The following is a 17,381-nucleotide window of genomic DNA, read 5'->3' on the forward strand; positions in this document are numbered from 1 at the left end:
TCGAGACGAGACACTTATGGATCTGCGATACACCGATGAAGAGCTGGCCTTCCGCGACGAGGTGAGAGCCTTTTTCAAGGAAGCGTTGCCGGAAGACATCCGTCGCAAGGCAGCGCTGGGTCAGCGCTACTCCGCCGCCGACCTGCGCCGCTGGCAGCGCATTCTGTACCAGCGCGGCTGGGCGACGCCCGCGTGGGACAAGGCATGGGGCGGAACGGGCTGGAGCGCGGTGCAGCAGTACATCTTCAAGGAAGAGCTGCATATGGCGCCCGCGCCGGAGCCGCTGTCGTTCAACGTCAACATGATCGGGCCGGTGCTGATTGCGTTCGGCAGCGACGAGCAGAAACGCGCTTTTCTGCCGCAAATCGCGAGTCTCGAATACTGGTTCTGTCAGGGCTTTTCGGAGCCAGGCGCCGGCTCGGATCTGGCCGCGCTGCGCACCCAGGCCGTTCGCGAAGGCGACCATTATGTGATCAATGGCCAGAAGCTGTGGACCTCCACGGCGCATCACGCGGACTGGATGTTCTGCCTTGTGAGGACCGACGCGAGTGCGAAGAAGCAGCAAGGCATCACGTATTTGCTGATCGATATGAAGACGCCCGGTTTGACCGTGCGCCCCATCATCACCATCGACGGCCATCACGAAACCAACGAGGTGTTCTTCGATAACGTGCGCGTACCGGTGGCGAACCGGATCGGCGAAGAAAACAAGGGTTGGGACTACGCCAAGTATCTGCTCGGTAACGAGCGCAGCGGAATCGCCCGCGTGGGGGTGTCGAAGATGCGAATCCGGCACGCCAAAGACCTCGCGAAACGCACGCCGTGCGGCGATGGCGTGCTGTGGGATCAGCCGCAGTTCCGCGAGCGCGTGGCGGCGATCGAAGTCGAACTCAAGGCGCTGGAAATCACCCAGATGCGGGTGATCGCCGAAAGCTCGGCACGGGGCAGCCATGTGCCGGACCCGAAGACGTCGATCCTGAAGATCAAGGGTTCGGAGTTGCAGCAACGCTCGGCCGAACTTCTTCTGGAAGTGGCCGGCCCCGACGCGCTACCGCTCGATCTCGACTTCCTGCGTGGCCTGGGCGAGCCGATCCGCGAGCCGGACTGGGCGCTGACCATCGCGCCGAATCATTATTTCGCGCGTCACGTTTCGATTGTGGGCGGATCGAACGAGATCCAGAAAAACATCCTCGCCAAGTCCGTTCTCGGGCTTTGAGCGCCAATCGAAACGAGGAGAAGCATCGGCCATGGATTTTGATCTCACCGACGAGCAACGCATGCTCAAGGACAGCGTCGAGCGGCTCGTGAAGGACGAGTACAGCTTTGAACAGCGTGCGCGGTACCTGGCGGAGCCGGAAGGCTTTAGTTGCGCACAGTGGGCCCGCTACGCGAGCATGGGCTTGCTGGGCCTGACGTTCGACGAAGCGTTCGGCGGCAGCGGCTGCGGCCCGGTCGAAACGATGATTGTGATGGAGGCGTTCGGCCGCGGGCTGGTTGCCGAGCCCTATCTGGCGACGGTGGTGCTCGGCGGCAGCTGTATCCGGCTTGGCGGCAGTGTTGCCCAGCGCGAAGCGATTCTGCCGCACATCGCCGACGGTTCATTGCTGATGGCCTTCGCACACGCCGAGCCGCAGTCGCGCTACGACCTCGCTGATGTGGCCGCCAGCGCGCGACGCGATGCAAAGGGTTGGTTACTGGACGGTGCAAAGCGCGTCGTCATTCACGGCGGCAGTGCGGACCGGCTGATCGTGTCGGCACGCGTCTCGGGTGCGCGCCGCGACCGCGCCGGCATCGCGCTGTTTCTGGTTGACGCGAACGCGCCGGGTCTCACACGCCGCGGCTATCTGATGCAAGACAGACTGCGTGCCGCGGATATCGATCTGTCGGGCGTGCGCGTGACCGACGACGATGTGATTGGCGTGGCAGGCGAGGCGCTGCCGCTGATCGAAACGGTCGTCGCGCAGGCGATTGCCGCGCTGTGCGCCGAAGCGGTCGGCTCGATGGCGGCCGCGTATGAGGAAACCGTTGCATACCTCAAGGTGCGCAAGCAGTTTGGCGTCGCGATAGGTTCGTTTCAGGCGTTACAGCATCGTGCCGTGGACATGCTGGTCATGGTCGAGCAGGCGCGCAGCATGGCGCTGTTCGCCACCATGATGAGCGCGGAGCAGGATGTCGCGGAACGCGAACGCAGCATGTCAGCTGCCAAGGTGCAGATCGGCCAGGCCGGCCGTTTTGTCGGCCAGCAGGGCGTGCAACTGCACGGCGGCATTGGCATGACCGAGGAATGCAAGGTGGGGCATTACCTGCGTCGCCTCAGCGTGATCGACATCCTGTTTGGCGCTGCCGAACACCATTTGACCCAGCTCGCCAGCGCGGGCGGACTGATCGACGCGGCTGCTTAAGTGCGCCGCTGGATCTTGTGACCGGAACCCTTCAAATGAGCAAACCCAGCCCCTCTGATCCGCATCGGGAACTGCGCGACGCATTGCGCGATCTGTCGAAAGAATACCCTGACGAATACTGGCGCCGCATCGACCACGAGCGGGTTTATCCGGAAGCGTTCGTCGATGCCTTGACGCGTGCTGGCTGGATGGCCGCGCTGATTCCACAGGAATACGGCGGCTCAGGGCTCGGACTGACCGAAGCTTCCGTGATCATGGAAGAGATCAATCGCAACGGCGGCAATTCCGGGTTTTGCCACGGCCAGATGTACAACATGAATACGCTGCTGCGCAACGGCTCCGAAGCGCAAAAGCGGGCGTACCTGCCGAAGATCGCCAGCGGCGAACTGCGTCTGCAGTCGATGGCCGTGACCGAACCGACCACGGGCACGGACACCACCAAGTTGAAAACCCTGGCGCTGAAGAAAGACGGCCGCTATGTGGTCAACGGCCAGAAGGTGTGGATCTCCCGCGTGCAGCATTCGGACCTGATGATTCTGCTGGCCCGCACCACGCCGCTCGCCGATGTAAAGAAGAAATCAGAAGGCCTGTCATGTTTTCTGGTCGACCTGCATCAGGCGATCGGCAACGGTCTGACCGTGCGGCCGATTCCGAACATGGTCAATCACGAAACCAACGAACTATTCTTCGACAATCTCGAGATTCCCGAAGAGAACCTGATCGGCGAGGAAGGCAAGGGCTTCAAGTACATCCTCGACGGTCTGAATGCCGAGCGTGCGTTGATTGCCGCTGAGTGTATCGGCGACGGTTACTGGTTCGTCGATCGCGCCTCGAAGTACGCGAGCGAGCGCCAGGTGTTCGACCGGCCCATTGGTATGAATCAGGGCGTGCAGTTTCCTATTGCCGAAGCGTATATCGATGTGCGGGCCGCCGATCTGATGCGCTACAAGGCGTGCGAACTGTTCGACAGCCGCGAGCCGTGCGGCGCCGAGGCGAACATGGCCAAGCACCTGGCTGCAACCGCTTCATGGAAGGCCGCTAACGCGTGTCTGCAAACGCACGGTGGCTTCGGCTTCGCCTGCGAATACGACGTCGAGCGCAAATTCCGCGAAACCCGCCTTTATCAGGTGGCGCCTATCTCGACCAATCTGATTCTGTCCTACGTGGCCGAACACGTGCTGGACATGCCGCGATCGTTTTGAGCGGCGCGCCAATTGAGGGAGACATCCATGGGCTACGAGACCATTCTGTATGACGTGAAGGACCGGATCGCTACGGTCACGCTGAACCGTCCTGAGCAGATGAACACCTGGAACGACACGGTGGCCACCGAGGTTTACGACGCCATGCAGGCCGCCGGCGCGGATCGCGGCGTGCGCGTCATCGTCTTTACCGGTGCGGGCAAGGCGTTCTGCGCGGGTGGCGACATTCATAGCTTTGGCGGCGATCCGAACGCACTGATGACCAAGCTGCCGCGTCCGTTCGACATGCGCAAGCGTGCCGACTGGCAGACGCGCTGCTCGTACTATCCGGCGATACCGAAACCCGTCATCGCGATGCTCAACGGCGCGACGGTCGGCATCGGCCTGATCCATGCGCTGTTCTGCGATATCCGCTTCGCGGCCGAGGACGCCACGATCACCACCGCCTTCGCGCGTCGCGGGTTGACTGCTGAGTACGGCATGGCGTGGATCCTCTCGCATCACGTCGGGCACGCACGGGCGCTCGATTTGCTGCTGTCCGCACGCAAGATCAAGGGCGGCGAGGCAGAACGCATGGGGCTCGTGAACCGCGCGTTCCCATCCAGCACATTGGCGGACGAGACCTATGCCTATGCGCGCGACCTGGCGGAGAACTGCTCCCCGCGCTCGATGCGCATCATGAAAGCGCAGCTATGGGAGGTGCCGTTCCAGACACCGCATGAAGCGATCATGTCTGCCGGGCTGGACATGCCGATCGCCAATCAATGCGCCGACTACCAAGAGGGCATCGCAAGCTTTCTTGAGAAGCGCAAGCCGAATTTCACCGACGATTGATACGTTGCGAGGCAAAGTCATGCTGAAGTACGAAGTCATCAAGAACTGGCCGATCGAAGACGTCACCCAGGCGTACACCGAACGCGATGTCATGCTGTACGCGCTTGGTCTTGGCATCGGCGGCGATCCGCTGGACGCGGCGCAACTTCGCTACGTCTACGAGAAGGATCTGCAGGCGATGCCGACCTGCGCCGCCGCGTTTGCGTGGCCCCGGTCCTGGATGCGCGATCCCCGTGCGGGCGTCGACTATCTGAAGGTCGTGCATGGCGAACAGGACGTCCGCTTCCTCCGCCCGATGCCGACTGCCGCCACTCTCGTCAGCAAGACGCGTGTGAGCCTTGTTTCGGACAAGGGCGCGGACAAGGGCGCAATCGTCGAGCTCAAGCGCGATCTGATCGAGGCGTCAAGCGGCGAGCGGCTCGCTGAAGTGCGGCAGGTGTCGTTCCTGCGCGGCGACGGCGGCTTCAGCGCGGAATCAGGCGTGAGCGATGCGCCGCCCGAAGCATTGCCCGCTGTTCCCGAGCGCGCGCCCGACAGCGAATTCGAGTTCGGGACCTCGACGCAGGCCGCGTTGATTTACCGCCTGTCCGGCGATTCGAATCCACTGCATGCCGACCCCGAAGTGGCCGCGAAGGCTGGCTTTAAACAACCCATACTGCACGGTCTCGCGACCTACGGGATCGCCGGGTACGCGGCGATTCGAACCTGCGCGGGAAATGATGCCGCACGGCTAAAGCGGCTTGCGCTTCGCCTCACTTCACCGGTCTATCCGGGCGAAGTCATCCGTTTCCAGTTCTGGCGCGACAGTGGCACCCGTTTGTATTTGCGTGCGCGAGTCGACGCGCGCGATGTGGTGGTGTTGAACAACGGCATCGTCGAAATCGGCTGAACACGGGACCCGGTGTTTGTCCTGCGCAGGCGTAAGGTCAAAGGAGTGTAGGTATGGATTTACGAGAAAGTCTCGAAGACAAGGCCTTTCGTGCATCGGTGCGGGAATTTGTGACTGCCCAGTTGCCCGCGGATATCCGCGATCGCGTGCTGAATTTCCGCCATCTGCCGCGCGAAGATTACGTGCGCTGGCAGCGCATCCTCGCGGCCAATGGCTGGGGTGCGCCTGCATGGCCAATCGAATACGGCGGGGCAGGGTGGAACGCTGCGCAGCGCAATATCTTCGATGAGGAATGCTTCACCGCGGGTGCGCCGCGCCAGATGCCGTTCGGTCCGTCGATGGTCGGGCCGGTGCTGCAGAAATTCGGCACACCGGCGCAACGTGACTATTTTTTGCCTCGCATCGTGTCGATGGAGGACTGGTGGTGTCAGGGTTATTCGGAGCCCGGCGCCGGTTCCGATCTGGCTTCGCTGAAGACCCGCGCCGAGTGCATTCCGCGAGACGGCGAACCGTTCTATATCGTCAACGGCCAGAAGATATGGACGTCGTTTGCACAGTGGGCCAACTGGATCTTCTGTCTCGTGCGTACCCACAGCGATGGCCGTCCGCAGGAAGGCATTTCATTCCTTCTGATCGACATGAAAACGCCCGGCATTACCGTGCGGCCGATCAAGACGCTCGACGGCGGCCATGACGTCAACGAGGTGTTCTTCGAGAACGTCGAAGTGCCGATTTGCAATCTTGTCGGTGAGGAGCATCGCGGCTGGGCGATCGCCAAATATCTGCTCGGCCATGAGCGCACCAATATTGCGGGGCTTGGCAACTGCAAACGCTTCATGCTGCGGCTGAAGGAAATCGCGCGGACCGAACAGAAGCACGGCAAGCCGCTGATCGACGATATCCGCTTTCGCGACCGGATCGCGAAGGTCGAGATTGATCTCATCGCGCACGAGTGGTCGTTGTTGCGGGTCATTTCCGCTGAGTCAGCCGGTCGTCCGCTGGGGCCCGAGGCGTCGGTGCTGAAAATCCGAGGTTCGGAAATTCAGCAGGAACTGACCGAGCTGATCATGGCATGCGCGGGGCCTTACGCGGTGCCGTTCGTGCCCCAGGCACTCGAGCCGGATTGGGCCGAGGACGCGGAGGTCACGGCGCACGGCGAACTGCTCAACGCGCTGGCGCCGCACTATCTGGACTGGCGCAAGATCTCGATCTACGGCGGTTCGACTGAGATTCAGAAAAACATCATCGCCAAACTGGTGCTTGGCATCTGAGGACACGTCATGGATTTCACGCTCGTTGAAGAGCAGCAGATGCTAGCCGACCTGGTGGGCCGCTTCGTGGAGAAGGAGTATTCATTCGAGGCGCGGCGCAAGCTATCGGCGACACCGCGCGGCTGGTCCGAACAGCATTGGGGCACTTTAGCCGATATGGGCCTCCTCGCGCTCAACGTTCCGGACGCATACGGCGGAATGAACGCGAGCGTGGCAGAGACCATGATCGTGATGGAGGCGTTGGGTCGCGCTCTGGTACTGGAGCCCTACCTCTCGGCCGCGGTGCTTGGCGCACGGTTGATCAGCGAGGCCGGCACCGACGCGCAAAAGGACCGCTGGCTGCCCGAGCTTGCGGCTGGCCGCCTGAAAACGGCGTTGGCCACCCTCGAGCCCGGTGCGCGGTTCGATCTGTCGAACATAACGACGACCGCCAGACCGTCGAACCAGGGTTTCGTCGTCGATGGTCGCAAAGGGGTGGTCTTGCACGGCGATAGCGCCGACCTGCTGCTGGTGTCGGCGCGGACATCCGGCGCTCAGACCGACACGGCCGGCATTACGCTGTTCGCGATCGACCCAAAGACACCGGGCGTCACGCTCAGGGCCTTTCCTACGCTGGACGGGCAGCGGGTCGCCGAAGTGTGCTTCTCGGGCGTGCCGGTCGGCTCCGACGCAGTGCTAGGCGCAATCGGCGACGGCCATCCGCTGCTTGAATGGACCGTCGACCACGGGCTGTTCGCGCTATGCGCGGAAGCGGTCGGAACCATGGCGAGGCTGGCCGAGATGACCTACGACTACCTGCGCACGCGCACTCAGTTCGGCAGACCCATCGGCGAGTTCCAGGCGCTTCAGCACCGCGCGGCAGACATCCTGACGGCGGTCGAGCAGGCCCGCTCGGTGCTGTACTTCGCCGCATCGCGGGTGGCCGGGGCGGATGCCGACGAACGGCGCCGGGCGGTGTCCGCCGCCAAGAACCTGATTGGCCGGTGCGGCCGGTTCGTGGGCCAGCAGGCGGTGCAGTTGCACGGCGGAATGGGCATGACCGACGAACTTCCGATCGGGTGGTACTTCAAGCGGCTGACCTGCATTGACATGACATGGGGTGACGCCGAGCACCATCTGGAACGCTACGGGACATACCTGTAACGCGGCGCCGTGATACGTCCCGCGCGCGAAGCCGCGCGCTTCCGTTTAGCTTCGCCCATCGACCCGCTTCCTTGTCGTTCCAGCAGAATCGCGGGTCCAGCGAGTTCCCGCTGCCAGGCAATGGCGCGACTGCCACATGCGGTGCGAAACCTCTCCACGTCGATTCCTGGGCGATAGAAAATATTTTGTCTGGCCGACGTCATTCGTGCAGCAGAAAATATATGATACATATGTGAACGTCATTCATAAACATGTTGGCGCGACGGTTTTGTGAACTGCCAGCTGGCCCGGAATCACGAAGGAGACATCGAATGTCAGAGACCACTCAACGCACGACGCCTGAAGCGGCGCCGATTCCCGCGCATGTACCGCCGGAACTGGTGGTCGACTTCGACATATACAATCCGCCCGGCGCCGCCGACGACTATCATCTCGCGCTCAAGAAGCTCCACGACGACGCCGTGCCCGACATCTTCTGGACGCCGCGCAACGGCGGCCACTGGATCGCGACGCGCGGCGACGACATCTACCGCATCTTCAAGGACTACGAGCATTTTTCGTCACGCCAGTTGACGGTGCCGTTGGTCAGTCATGCGCCGCTGCCGCCGATATTTTTCGACCCGCCCGATCACACCGCCTACCGCGCGTTGATCGCGCCCGCCTTCATGCCGCAAGCGATCAGCAAGCTCGAAGAAAAGGCGCGTGAAATGGCAATCGAGCTGATCGAAGGCTTTTATCCGCGGGGCGAGTGTGAGTTCGTCTCCGAGTTTGCGCAGCACCTGCCCATTGGTATTTTCATGAACATGGTGGCGCTGCCCGCGGAAGATCGCGACTATCTGCTAGGCCTTGCAGACAAGATGGTGCGGCCTGCCTCCGCCGGGCAGAAGCTTGAAGCGCTCGGCGCGATCTTTGAATACCTTGGCGTGAAAATCGCCGAGCGCCGTGCGAACCCGGGAGACGATCTGATCAGCCGGATCGTTCAATCGACGATTGACGGTCGTGAGCTTAGCGACCAGGAGCTTAAAGGGCTGTGCGGGCTCGTCCTGATCGGTGGTCTCGATACGGTCGCCTCCGCGATGGGTTTCATTGCCAACTTCCTAGCGAAAAGTCCCGCGCATCGCAAACAACTGATCGACCACCCGGAGTTGACGCAGAAAGCGGTAGACGAGTTGTTACGCCGCTTTCCAGTGGTCAACCAGGGACGCCAGGTAGCGCATGACTTCGAATATCAGGGCGTGCAGATGAAGGCCGGCGACATGATCGTCATACCGACAACCTTGCACGGTCTGGACGAGCGCAAGTTCCAGAACCCGCTCGAAGTCGACTTCACCCGTCCGACACCGATTCATTCCACCTTTGGCAATGGGGCACATCGTTGTCCGGGCTCGTTCCTCGCCCGCGTCGAGATCAAGGTGTTCCTCCAGGAGTGGCTCAAACGCATCCCCGATTTTTCTCTCAGGCCCGGCGCCAGAGCGGGCGTGCATGGCGGTGTCAACGGCACGCTCTACCATTTGCCGCTGGTCTGGGACGTGAAGTGAACAGCACAGGCTGACGATCGGCGGCTGCCCGATCGTCAGGATCAGCCGTCACCGCAAGAAAAGCGGCGCAGCGCATGGATCCTCGCGTTCGCGCTGACAGGCGCGACGGCCTTCGTCACGGTATTTCGTCAGGCATCCCCAGGTGGGCGGCCGCGGCAGGTCCGTTTGTCCCGTTGTGACGGGGCTGCCGCGGCCGGCATCAGCATTCGCCAGCCGCGCGAATCGATTCCGTATTCGTGGGACTTTAGACGGTTTCCTGACGTCTCAATCGGCCGGTCGAACCTCGGTCGACCTGTGCGAAAGGGTCCAGGTCCCTACTGGAAAACACTATTGACACCCCACGGTGCGATGTTTACCATTTTGAACAGCATTCATGTTGTTGGCTGAGCTTGAAATGTGGGAAGCAGGCCGGCTCGAAAAATACAACGAATAGAACTCGTGTGAAGGTCCTCGCGGAGGAGACAGAAATGAATCGGATTTTCAGAGGCGGGGCCGTTTACCGGCGTCGTATTGAAGTGATGCTGCTGGCTGGTGTTTGCGGCAGTTTTGCGAACGGAGTGCAGGCGTTCACGTTTACTACGCCCAATCCAGACATCGAGATGGATCTGGATACGACGGTTCGCGCGAACTACGGGTTACGGCTACAGGGCATCGACCCGGCGATCGGTAACAACCCGAGCTATGACGAAGGCGACAACACCTTCAGGCGCTACCAGACCATACTTGCGCGGCTCGACGTGACGAGCGAATTCGACTTCAAGTACAAGGGGACGACAGGCTTCCGGTTCAGCGTCGCTGGCTGGTATGACGCCGCCTATTCGGGAAAGGACAAGAGCGGGCCGGGCCTGGCAAGTGTCGCGAACTACCCGGGGAATAACTACACCAGCTACATCAAAAAGTATTACATCGGACCATCGGCCGAGGTGCGCGACGCGTTCGGATTCACCACCGTCAATGCGGGCCCCGTTCCAATCGACATCAAGGTAGGGCGCCTCGCGCAAATCTGGGGTCAATCGCTGATCGGCAGCGTGGGCGGCGTGAACTCGGTCGCGGTGTCGCAGGCTCCGCAAAACCTGATCGCCGCGACGCAAAGCCCCGGGGCATCGCTGAAGGAACTGTCGCTGCCGACAGGGCAGGTCGCCATGTCGGCCCAGCTGACCGACCGGATGCAATTGAGCGGCTACTACACATTCGAATGGGCGCACGACCGCTATCCGGAAGGCGGCACCTATTTCGGTGGGTCGGACTCCATCGACTATGGGCCGCCGATTTCCGCGTATGCAGGGCCGAACTTCGCGATCCACAACGTCAAGGGACCGCAAGGGAAGATCGGGGATATCGGTGTCGAAACCAAGTACCGCTTCGAAAAATTCTCGAGCACAGTGGAGTTGACCTATCGCCGCTTCAGCTACAAGACTCCCTGGTTTGCTCAGTTCAATGCGAACAATTTCACAACCGAGGATATATACGCGAACAAGGTTCAGCTGCTGGGCCTCGGCGTGAACAGCACGATTGCCGGCACGGCGGTCGGCGCCGAAGTGTCGTATCGCCGCAATACGCCTTTGGCTTCCGCCGGCAGCGGCACGCCGGGCACGCTCGAAGGCGCGCGCGGCGATACGTTGCACGCACTGATCAACACGACCACCTACCTCGGCAAGTCGTTCCTCTGGAACGAGGCGCCGCTCGCGATGGAAATCGCGGCGGCCCACCTGATCAAGGTGACGTCGGGCGCGCAGAACTTCAATTCTCCCGGTTACTCCGCCGCCTGCACGAAGGCTGCCGATGCGGTCGCACTGGGTTGTTCGACGAAGAATTTCTATACCTTCGGCGTGTCGTTCACACCGCACTGGAATCAGGTGTTTCCCGGTGTCGATCTCGACCTGCCGATGTTCGTACAATGGAACATCCACGGCAATACGCCGACTGTCGACGGCGGCAACCAGGGCAGCAACATCTACCAGGTAGGACTGAAATTCACGATCTACAACAAGCACATTGTGAATCTCACCTACACCGGTTATACCAACTGGAAGAAAACAGCGACCAATGTGAACGGCGCACCGTATTCCGACAAAGGCTGGATCGGGATTACTTATCAGACCACGCTTTAACCAAAGCCGACTATCTGGTACCTCAGAGGACATTCGCAAATGAACATCCCAAAGTTACTGACGGCTGTGTTGATCGCCGCCACCTATGGTTCCACCGTGCACTCGGCGGTATCGACCGAAGAAGCCGCCAGGCTTGGCACGACGCTCACATTATTCGGCGCGGACGCCGCAGCCAGCACGGACGGTCAGATTCCGGCATACACGGGCGGCATCGCCAAGGCGCCTGCGGAGTTCAAGCCTAATAGCGGCAAGTGGATGGACCCGTTTGCCGGCGAAAAGGCGGTTCTGACGATCACGGCGCAGAACTGGCAAGAATACGCGGACAAGCTGAGCGAGTCGTCCAAGGAACTGTTCAAGCGCTTTCCCGATTACAAGATGATGGTCTATCCGACCCATCGCAGCGCGTCGTTTCCGGACTGGTATGGTGAAAATTGCAAGATCAATGCGGTGCAGGCCAAGCTGACGAACGGCGGACAGGATATCGAAGGCGCCTTTGGCTGTATTCCTTTCCCGATTCCGAAGACCGGCGAGGAAGCGCTCTGGAATTACATCATGCGCTACGTCGGCACCAAGCAAAAGAACTTCGTGAATACCTGGCTGATGGACAGCTCAGGCAGCCCGGTGCTGACGGGTTCGTTCAAAAGCAGCATCTATTTTCCGTACTACGATCCCACTCTCGGCCGGGACGGGTTCAAGAAGTCGGATGGCGTCTGGTACCAGGTGCAAAATGATTACGCCGCGCCCGCACGCCTGAAGGGCGAAACATCTCTGTTCTGGGACTACACCGCGAGTTCGCGTGACTGGCCGGGCTGGGCATATTCGCCGGGCCAGCGTCGCACACGCGTCGCCCCTGACCTCTCTTACGATACGCCTAACCCCGGCTACTCGGGCGTGATCACAATGGACGATATCCAGCTGATGTACGGCAAGCTCGATCGCTGGAAGGTCAAGATGCTCGGCACCAAGGAAATGTACATTCCGTACAACGGATACAAGTGGCAATACGCAACGCCGGACAAGGACATGCTGACACCGCATTTCCCCAATGCCAACCTGATCCGCTGGGAGCTGCACCGCGTGCGCATACTTGAATTGACGCTCAAACCCGGTGCCCGGCACCTCTACAGCAAAAAGATCATCTATACGGACGAGGATCTGGGCGGTGGCATGATGGATGCCTATGATCAGGCGGGCAAACTGTATCGAGGCGGCTTTGCCGACACGGTACCGGCCTACGACACCAAGGTCCCGTATTCACTCGGCAACTGGTTCTTCGACTTCAACAGCGGCGTGTATCTACTGGGCAGTCATCCTGCGGAGACCGCCGGTATTTTCTTCAACGTGGACTTCCCCAACGGATTCTTCACGCCTGAACGAATGCAATCGACCGGCATCCGCTGACGCCTCGCGCGTTGCCGGCAGCATAGCCTGGAGAGGCAGGGCCGCAGCGGGTTTCGTCCGCTGCGGCCATCGAGTATCGGGCGGGCATAAGGAGACGTAATGCTGAGCACCTGTATGAACGCGGCAGTGTCGGCATTCGCGCTGACCCTCGCGCTGACCGTTTCGCAGCCGGCGCTTGCCGCGTTCGCCGATCCGATCGACACGCCGGCCACGACCAACCCCCATGCACAGACAGCGCCGCTGCTTGCCGTGGCCCATGCCGGAGACCGGCTGGTCGCGGTCGGCTTGCGCGGACTGATCGTCCTCTCCGACGACAATGGCGAGACCTGGCGCCAGGTTCCCGCACCGGTGAGCTCGGACCTGGTCGCGGTGTATTTCGTTTCGCCGCGCGCGGGCTGGGCGACCGGTCAGGACGGCATCGTATTGCACACCGCGGACGGCGGGGCAACGTGGACCAGGCAGCTCGACGGCCGGTCGGCGGCCGCCTCGATGTTGGCCTATTACCAGAAGCAGGACCAGTCGAACCCGAAGGTCGCAGCCGGACTCGAGGAAGCGCGGCGCTTTGTCAACGACGGCCCGGGGCGGCCATTTCTATCGGTCTGGTTCGATAACGAACGCACGGGCTTCATCATCGGTTCATTCAACATCATCTTCAAAACCGAGGATGGCGGGGTCAGTTGGACACCGTGGTTCGACCACACCGAAAACGAACAGGATGCTCTGAACCTGCATGCGATACGCAGAATCGGCAATGCGTTGTACGTGGTCGGCGAACAGGGGCTGGTCATGCGCCTCGACGAGACCTCACAACAGTTCGTCAAGGTTCCGGTGCCGTACAAGGGCAGCTTTTTCGGCATTTTCGGCACGCCTGAAAACCTGATTCTCTACGGCCTGCGTGGCAATGCGTTGCGCAGCGCGGACGGCGGGCAGACCTGGACCAAGGTCGGCATTCCCGGCGAAGCGAGTCTGCTCGGCGGTGCGCGCCTGGCCGACGGGCGGCTCGCGCTGTTCAGCCAGGATGGACGCGTGCTGATCAGCACGGACGGCGGCGCCAGCTTCAGTGCGGCGAATGCGGCGGGTCAACCCTGGTCGCTCTGGGACGGCACGAGCCTCGCTCGCGGCGGCATTGTGGTGGTGGGCGCCGGCGGCGTAAAAAACATCGCGGTACTCAAGTGATTGCGGGATAGGGAGCACAAGATGGCCGGTAAGAGCAATGAGCAGATCAGTTCGATGCCCGTGGTTCGGGAGCGCAGCGCGTTCGACTCGAATTCCGGCAATGCGCTGGAGCGACTGGTTTTCAATCATCGACTTGTCCTGATCCTGCTGTGCGCGGTGCTGTCGGTCTTTTTCGGCATCAAGGTGGCGATCGGGCTGCAGATCAACGCCAGTTTCGAAAAGATGATTCCGCAGTCGAACGCGTACATCCGCAACTACCTGGCGAACAAGGGCGACCTGAAGGGGCTCGGCAACAGCTTGCGGATCGTGGTCGAGAACACGCAGGGCAACATTTACGATCCCGCGTATCTGGAAGCGCTGAGAAAGATCAACGATGCGGTGTTCCTCATGCCCGGTGTCGACCGGCCGTGGGTCAAATCGATCTGGATGCCGGCGGTGCGCTGGAATATCGTGACCGAGAAAGGCTACGCGGGTGGCCCGGTCATGCCGTCGACGTACAACGGCTCGCCCGCGGCGATCGACGCGTTGCGAACCAATATCGCGCGCGCGGGCATCACCGGTTCGCTGGTCGCCAACGATCTGAAGTCGAGCATGATCGTGGTGCCGCTGCTCGAACGCGACGCGGCGGGCAATCCGATCAACTATGCCCACTTCTCGCATCTGCTCGACGACATGGTGCGCACGCAGCAGCACGGCAACATTCGCATCCATGTGGTCGGCTTCGCCAAACTGATCGGTGACCTGATCGACGGCCTGAAGCAGGTGATGACGTATTTCGGTATTGCGGCGACCATCGCGCTCGGCGTGATTTTCTTTTATACGCGCTGTCCGCGCAGCACGTTTCTGGTGGTCGCATGTTCGCTGGTCGCGGTCCTGTGGCAACTCGGCATCGTCACGGCGCTGGGTCTCGTCATCGACCCGTATTCGGTTCTGGTGCCGTTCCTGGTATTCGCCATCGGCGTGTCGCATGGCGCGCAGAAAATGAACGGCATCCTGCAGGACGTGGGGCGTGGCACACATAAGTACGTGGCGGCGCGCTACACCTTCCGCAGGCTCTTTCTCGCGGGTCTCACCGCGCTCATGGCCGACATGGTGGGCTTCGCTGTCCTGACGATCATCGATATCCCGGTCATCAAGGATCTGGCGCTGACAGCCAGCATCGGCGTGGGCGTGCTGGTCTTCACCAATCTGCTGCTACTGCCGGTACTGCTGTCGTATGTCGGCGTGAGTCCTGCCGCCGCGCAGCGCACGCTGATTGAAGAGGCCGCCGAAGCGGGCAGCCGCTCGCGCGTCGCGAGCCTGTGGGACTGGCTGGATCGTTTCACCGAACGGCGCTGGGCGTCGGGAGCGATCGTCGTGACCTTGCTGCTGGCGGTGACCGGTTTTGCGGTCAGCCAGCGTCTGCAGATCGGCGATCTCGATGCGGGGGCGCCCGAATTGCGGGCGGACTCGGTCTACAACCGTGACAATGCCTTCATCAACGCGCACTATGGCCTGTCGAGCGACATGTTCGTGGTGATCGGCAAATCGTCACTGCCCAATTGCGACGCGGATCATTATCAGATGCTGGCCGATGTCGATCGCCTCGAGATCGCATTGCAGAACCTGAGCGGCGTGCAGACCACGAGTTCGGCCGCGTCCCTCACCCGGCTCGTTACGTCCGGCGCTTACGAAGGCTATCCGAAGTGGTTCACGATCAATCGCACGCCGTCGATCCTGAATCGCTCGCTCTTCCAGGTTTTACTTGATCGTCCCGATCTGATCAGCGCGGCCTGCAACACGATGCCGATCATCGCTTACCTGACCGATCATAAGGCGGCCACGCTGAACCGCGTGCTCGACGCGGCGCAACGTTTCGCGGATGCGCACAAGGATCCGAACCATCAATTTCTTCTGGCCGCGGGATCGGCAGGTATCGATGCCGCGACCAATATCGTCGTCAAGGAAGCGAATGAGCGCATGTTGCTGCTGGTCTACGCGGCCGTTGTCCTGCTCTGCCTGATCACGTTCCGTAGCTGGCGCGCCGCGGTCGTCGCACTGGTGCCGCTCGTCATCACATCGGTGTTATGCCAGGCGTTGATGGTGATGCTGGGCATCGGCGTGAAGGTGGCGACCTTGCCTGTGATCGCCCTTGGCGTGGGCATCGGTGTCGATTACGCGCTCTATCTGCTGTCCGTGCAGCTCAACTATCAGCGCGCCGGCTTGCCGCTGCGGGACGCCTACCGTCGAGCGGTCCAGTTCACCGGCAAGGTGGTGGCGCTGGTGGGCGTCACGCTGGCCGCGGGGGTCGTCACGTGGGCATGGTCGCCGATCAAGTTTCAGGCCGACATGGGCATTCTGCTGACTTTCATGTTCGTCACAAACATGATCGGCGCGCTGATTCTGATCCCGTCACTGTCCCACTTTCTGTTGCGCAAGGTGTCGTCCAGACCTGGGCACGCGGAGTTACGCAGCGCGATCGCACTCGCCGAGAATTCGAAAGGAGCGTGATGATCTGGCTGAGCGCAATAGGCGCGTAAGAAGGGCGCGTAAAAAGCGGGCGCCGGCCACGCTGCGGCGCTGACTGTGGCTAGAGCACCGACATCGGGAAGCTCAGGATCTCCGAGACACCGCCGTCGACCATCAGCATTTGGCCGTTCATATAGGAACTGGCGTCGGAGGCGAGGAATACGGCGGCGCCGCCGAGTTCTTCAGGGCGCCCCCAGCGTCCGACGGAAATGTGCGAACGGACGATCTCTTTCATTTGCGCATTCGACGTGACCGGCTCGGCCATATCGGTCATGAAATAGCCTGGACAAATGCCGTTGCAGCGGATTCCGTAGCGCCCCAGTTCGGCGCCGAGCGACTTGGTGAGACCCGCCACTGCGTGCTTGCTCGCTACATAGGCCTGCAGCTTTTCGCGCCCGAGTACGGAAACGTACGAGCCGACATTGATGATGCGGCCGTGTCCGCGTTCGATCATCGGCGGGGAAGCTTGTTGCGCGAGCAGGTACGCCGCGGTGACGTTGGTGTCCATGGTGCGGCGCCACATCTGCGGCGTCGATTTCAGGAAATCGCTCCACTCGCAGATACCGGCGTTGTTCAGCAGAATGTCGATCCTTCCGTGACGCGCGAGAACGTTCTGCACGGCGGCCTCGATGGCGGCCTGATCGGTGAGATCGAATGGCTCGACATCGATCGCGCCGCCGCTACCGCCGCTGACCGCACGAATGGACGCAGCGGCAGTGTCGAGACTGGCACGCGAGCGGGCGGCGAGCACCACCGTCGCGCCGGCGCACGCAAGCGCGCTGGCCATCGCCAGCCCGAGGCCGCGCGAGGCGCCCGTGACGAGCGCAACCTGACCACCGAGAGAGAACATTTTCATGGACGAGTTTTCAACGGGAGCCGCTGCCGACGATCCTGCGACAGAGCACG

Annotated in this window: 13 protein-coding genes; 12 read left to right on the forward strand and 1 reads right to left on the reverse strand. The window is 61.5% G+C overall.

Annotation, left to right across the window (positions count from 1 at the left end; all coding sequences use genetic code 11):
- The first annotated feature begins 16 nt into the window (after nucleotides 1–16).
- The 12 genes from AC3WLT_RS16435 (at nucleotide 17) to AC3WLT_RS16490 (ending at nucleotide 16,457) form a co-directional block, all read left to right on the forward strand.
- Nucleotides 17–1,216 (forward strand): acyl-CoA dehydrogenase family protein, encoded by a 1,200-nt coding sequence (locus tag AC3WLT_RS16435; RefSeq protein ID WP_492592762.1) that lies wholly within the window; start codon nucleotides 17–19, stop codon nucleotides 1,214–1,216.
- A gap of 31 nt (nucleotides 1,217–1,247) precedes the next feature.
- On the forward strand, nucleotides 1,248–2,402 hold the full coding sequence (locus AC3WLT_RS16440) for an acyl-CoA dehydrogenase family protein (RefSeq protein ID WP_492592763.1): 1,155 nt from the start codon (nucleotides 1,248–1,250) through the stop codon (nucleotides 2,400–2,402).
- Nucleotides 2,403–2,437: 35 nt separating this feature from the next.
- Nucleotides 2,438–3,604, forward strand: a complete 1,167-nt coding sequence (locus AC3WLT_RS16445) for an acyl-CoA dehydrogenase family protein (RefSeq protein ID WP_172160947.1) — start codon at nucleotides 2,438–2,440, stop codon at nucleotides 3,602–3,604.
- Nucleotides 3,605–3,631: 27 nt separating this feature from the next.
- Entirely contained in the window at nucleotides 3,632–4,438 is an 807-nt protein-coding gene (locus AC3WLT_RS16450; RefSeq protein ID WP_492592764.1) for an enoyl-CoA hydratase, read from the forward strand.
- A 19-nt stretch (nucleotides 4,439–4,457) separates the two neighbouring features.
- A complete protein-coding gene (locus tag AC3WLT_RS16455; protein WP_492592765.1) occupies nucleotides 4,458–5,327 on the forward strand; it encodes a MaoC/PaaZ C-terminal domain-containing protein in 870 nt (289 codons plus the stop codon).
- A 53-nt stretch (nucleotides 5,328–5,380) separates the two neighbouring features.
- Entirely contained in the window at nucleotides 5,381–6,598 is a 1,218-nt protein-coding gene (locus tag AC3WLT_RS16460; protein ID WP_492592766.1) for an acyl-CoA dehydrogenase family protein, read from the forward strand.
- A 9-nt stretch (nucleotides 6,599–6,607) separates the two neighbouring features.
- Nucleotides 6,608–7,741 carry an acyl-CoA dehydrogenase family protein gene (locus AC3WLT_RS16465; protein ID WP_492592767.1) on the forward strand — a complete coding sequence of 378 codons (1,134 nt, stop codon included), beginning with the start codon at nucleotides 6,608–6,610 and terminating at the stop codon, nucleotides 7,739–7,741.
- Nucleotides 7,742–8,052: 311 nt separating this feature from the next.
- On the forward strand, nucleotides 8,053–9,279 hold the full coding sequence (locus AC3WLT_RS16470; RefSeq protein WP_492592768.1) for a cytochrome P450: 1,227 nt from the start codon (nucleotides 8,053–8,055) through the stop codon (nucleotides 9,277–9,279).
- Nucleotides 9,280–9,746: 467 nt separating this feature from the next.
- Entirely contained in the window at nucleotides 9,747–11,390 is a 1,644-nt protein-coding gene (locus AC3WLT_RS16475) for a DUF1302 family protein (protein WP_172160959.1), read from the forward strand.
- A gap of 39 nt (nucleotides 11,391–11,429) precedes the next feature.
- Nucleotides 11,430–12,791 carry a DUF1329 domain-containing protein gene (locus tag AC3WLT_RS16480; RefSeq protein ID WP_172160961.1) on the forward strand — a complete coding sequence of 454 codons (1,362 nt, stop codon included), beginning with the start codon at nucleotides 11,430–11,432 and terminating at the stop codon, nucleotides 12,789–12,791.
- A gap of 99 nt (nucleotides 12,792–12,890) precedes the next feature.
- Entirely contained in the window at nucleotides 12,891–13,967 is a 1,077-nt protein-coding gene (locus tag AC3WLT_RS16485) for a WD40/YVTN/BNR-like repeat-containing protein (protein ID WP_172160963.1), read from the forward strand.
- 21 nt (nucleotides 13,968–13,988) lie between these two features.
- Complete coding sequence (locus AC3WLT_RS16490) at nucleotides 13,989–16,457, forward strand: efflux RND transporter permease subunit (protein ID WP_492592769.1); 2,469 nt, start codon at nucleotides 13,989–13,991, stop codon at nucleotides 16,455–16,457.
- Between the two features lie 79 nt (nucleotides 16,458–16,536).
- Here the strand turns inward: AC3WLT_RS16490 and AC3WLT_RS16495 are convergent, their stop codons facing one another.
- Nucleotides 16,537–17,331, reverse strand: a complete 795-nt coding sequence (locus AC3WLT_RS16495; RefSeq protein WP_492592770.1) for a glucose 1-dehydrogenase — start codon at nucleotides 17,329–17,331, stop codon at nucleotides 16,537–16,539.
- Between the last annotated feature and the right edge of the window lie 50 nt (nucleotides 17,332–17,381).

Source organism: Paraburkholderia sp. FW306-2-2C-D06C, from assembly GCF_058781505.1.

Coding starts and splice junctions, on each gene's coding strand:
- AC3WLT_RS16465 (WP_492592767.1), top strand. CDS start 6,608: ATGGATTTCACGCTCGTTGAAGAGCAGCAGATGCTAGCCGACCTGGTG.
- AC3WLT_RS16435 (WP_492592762.1), top strand. CDS start 17: ATGGATCTGCGATACACCGATGAAGAGCTGGCCTTCCGCGACGAGGTG.
- AC3WLT_RS16475 (WP_172160959.1), top strand. CDS start 9,747: ATGAATCGGATTTTCAGAGGCGGGGCCGTTTACCGGCGTCGTATTGAA.
- AC3WLT_RS16480 (WP_172160961.1), top strand. CDS start 11,430: ATGAACATCCCAAAGTTACTGACGGCTGTGTTGATCGCCGCCACCTAT.
- AC3WLT_RS16470 (WP_492592768.1), top strand. CDS start 8,053: ATGTCAGAGACCACTCAACGCACGACGCCTGAAGCGGCGCCGATTCCC.
- AC3WLT_RS16490 (WP_492592769.1), top strand. CDS start 13,989: ATGGCCGGTAAGAGCAATGAGCAGATCAGTTCGATGCCCGTGGTTCGG.
- AC3WLT_RS16445 (WP_172160947.1), top strand. CDS start 2,438: ATGAGCAAACCCAGCCCCTCTGATCCGCATCGGGAACTGCGCGACGCA.
- AC3WLT_RS16485 (WP_172160963.1), top strand. CDS start 12,891: ATGCTGAGCACCTGTATGAACGCGGCAGTGTCGGCATTCGCGCTGACC.
- AC3WLT_RS16440 (WP_492592763.1), top strand. CDS start 1,248: ATGGATTTTGATCTCACCGACGAGCAACGCATGCTCAAGGACAGCGTC.
- AC3WLT_RS16450 (WP_492592764.1), top strand. CDS start 3,632: ATGGGCTACGAGACCATTCTGTATGACGTGAAGGACCGGATCGCTACG.
- AC3WLT_RS16495 (WP_492592770.1), bottom strand. CDS start 17,331: ATGAAAATGTTCTCTCTCGGTGGTCAGGTTGCGCTCGTCACGGGCGCC.
- AC3WLT_RS16460 (WP_492592766.1), top strand. CDS start 5,381: ATGGATTTACGAGAAAGTCTCGAAGACAAGGCCTTTCGTGCATCGGTG.
- AC3WLT_RS16455 (WP_492592765.1), top strand. CDS start 4,458: ATGCTGAAGTACGAAGTCATCAAGAACTGGCCGATCGAAGACGTCACC.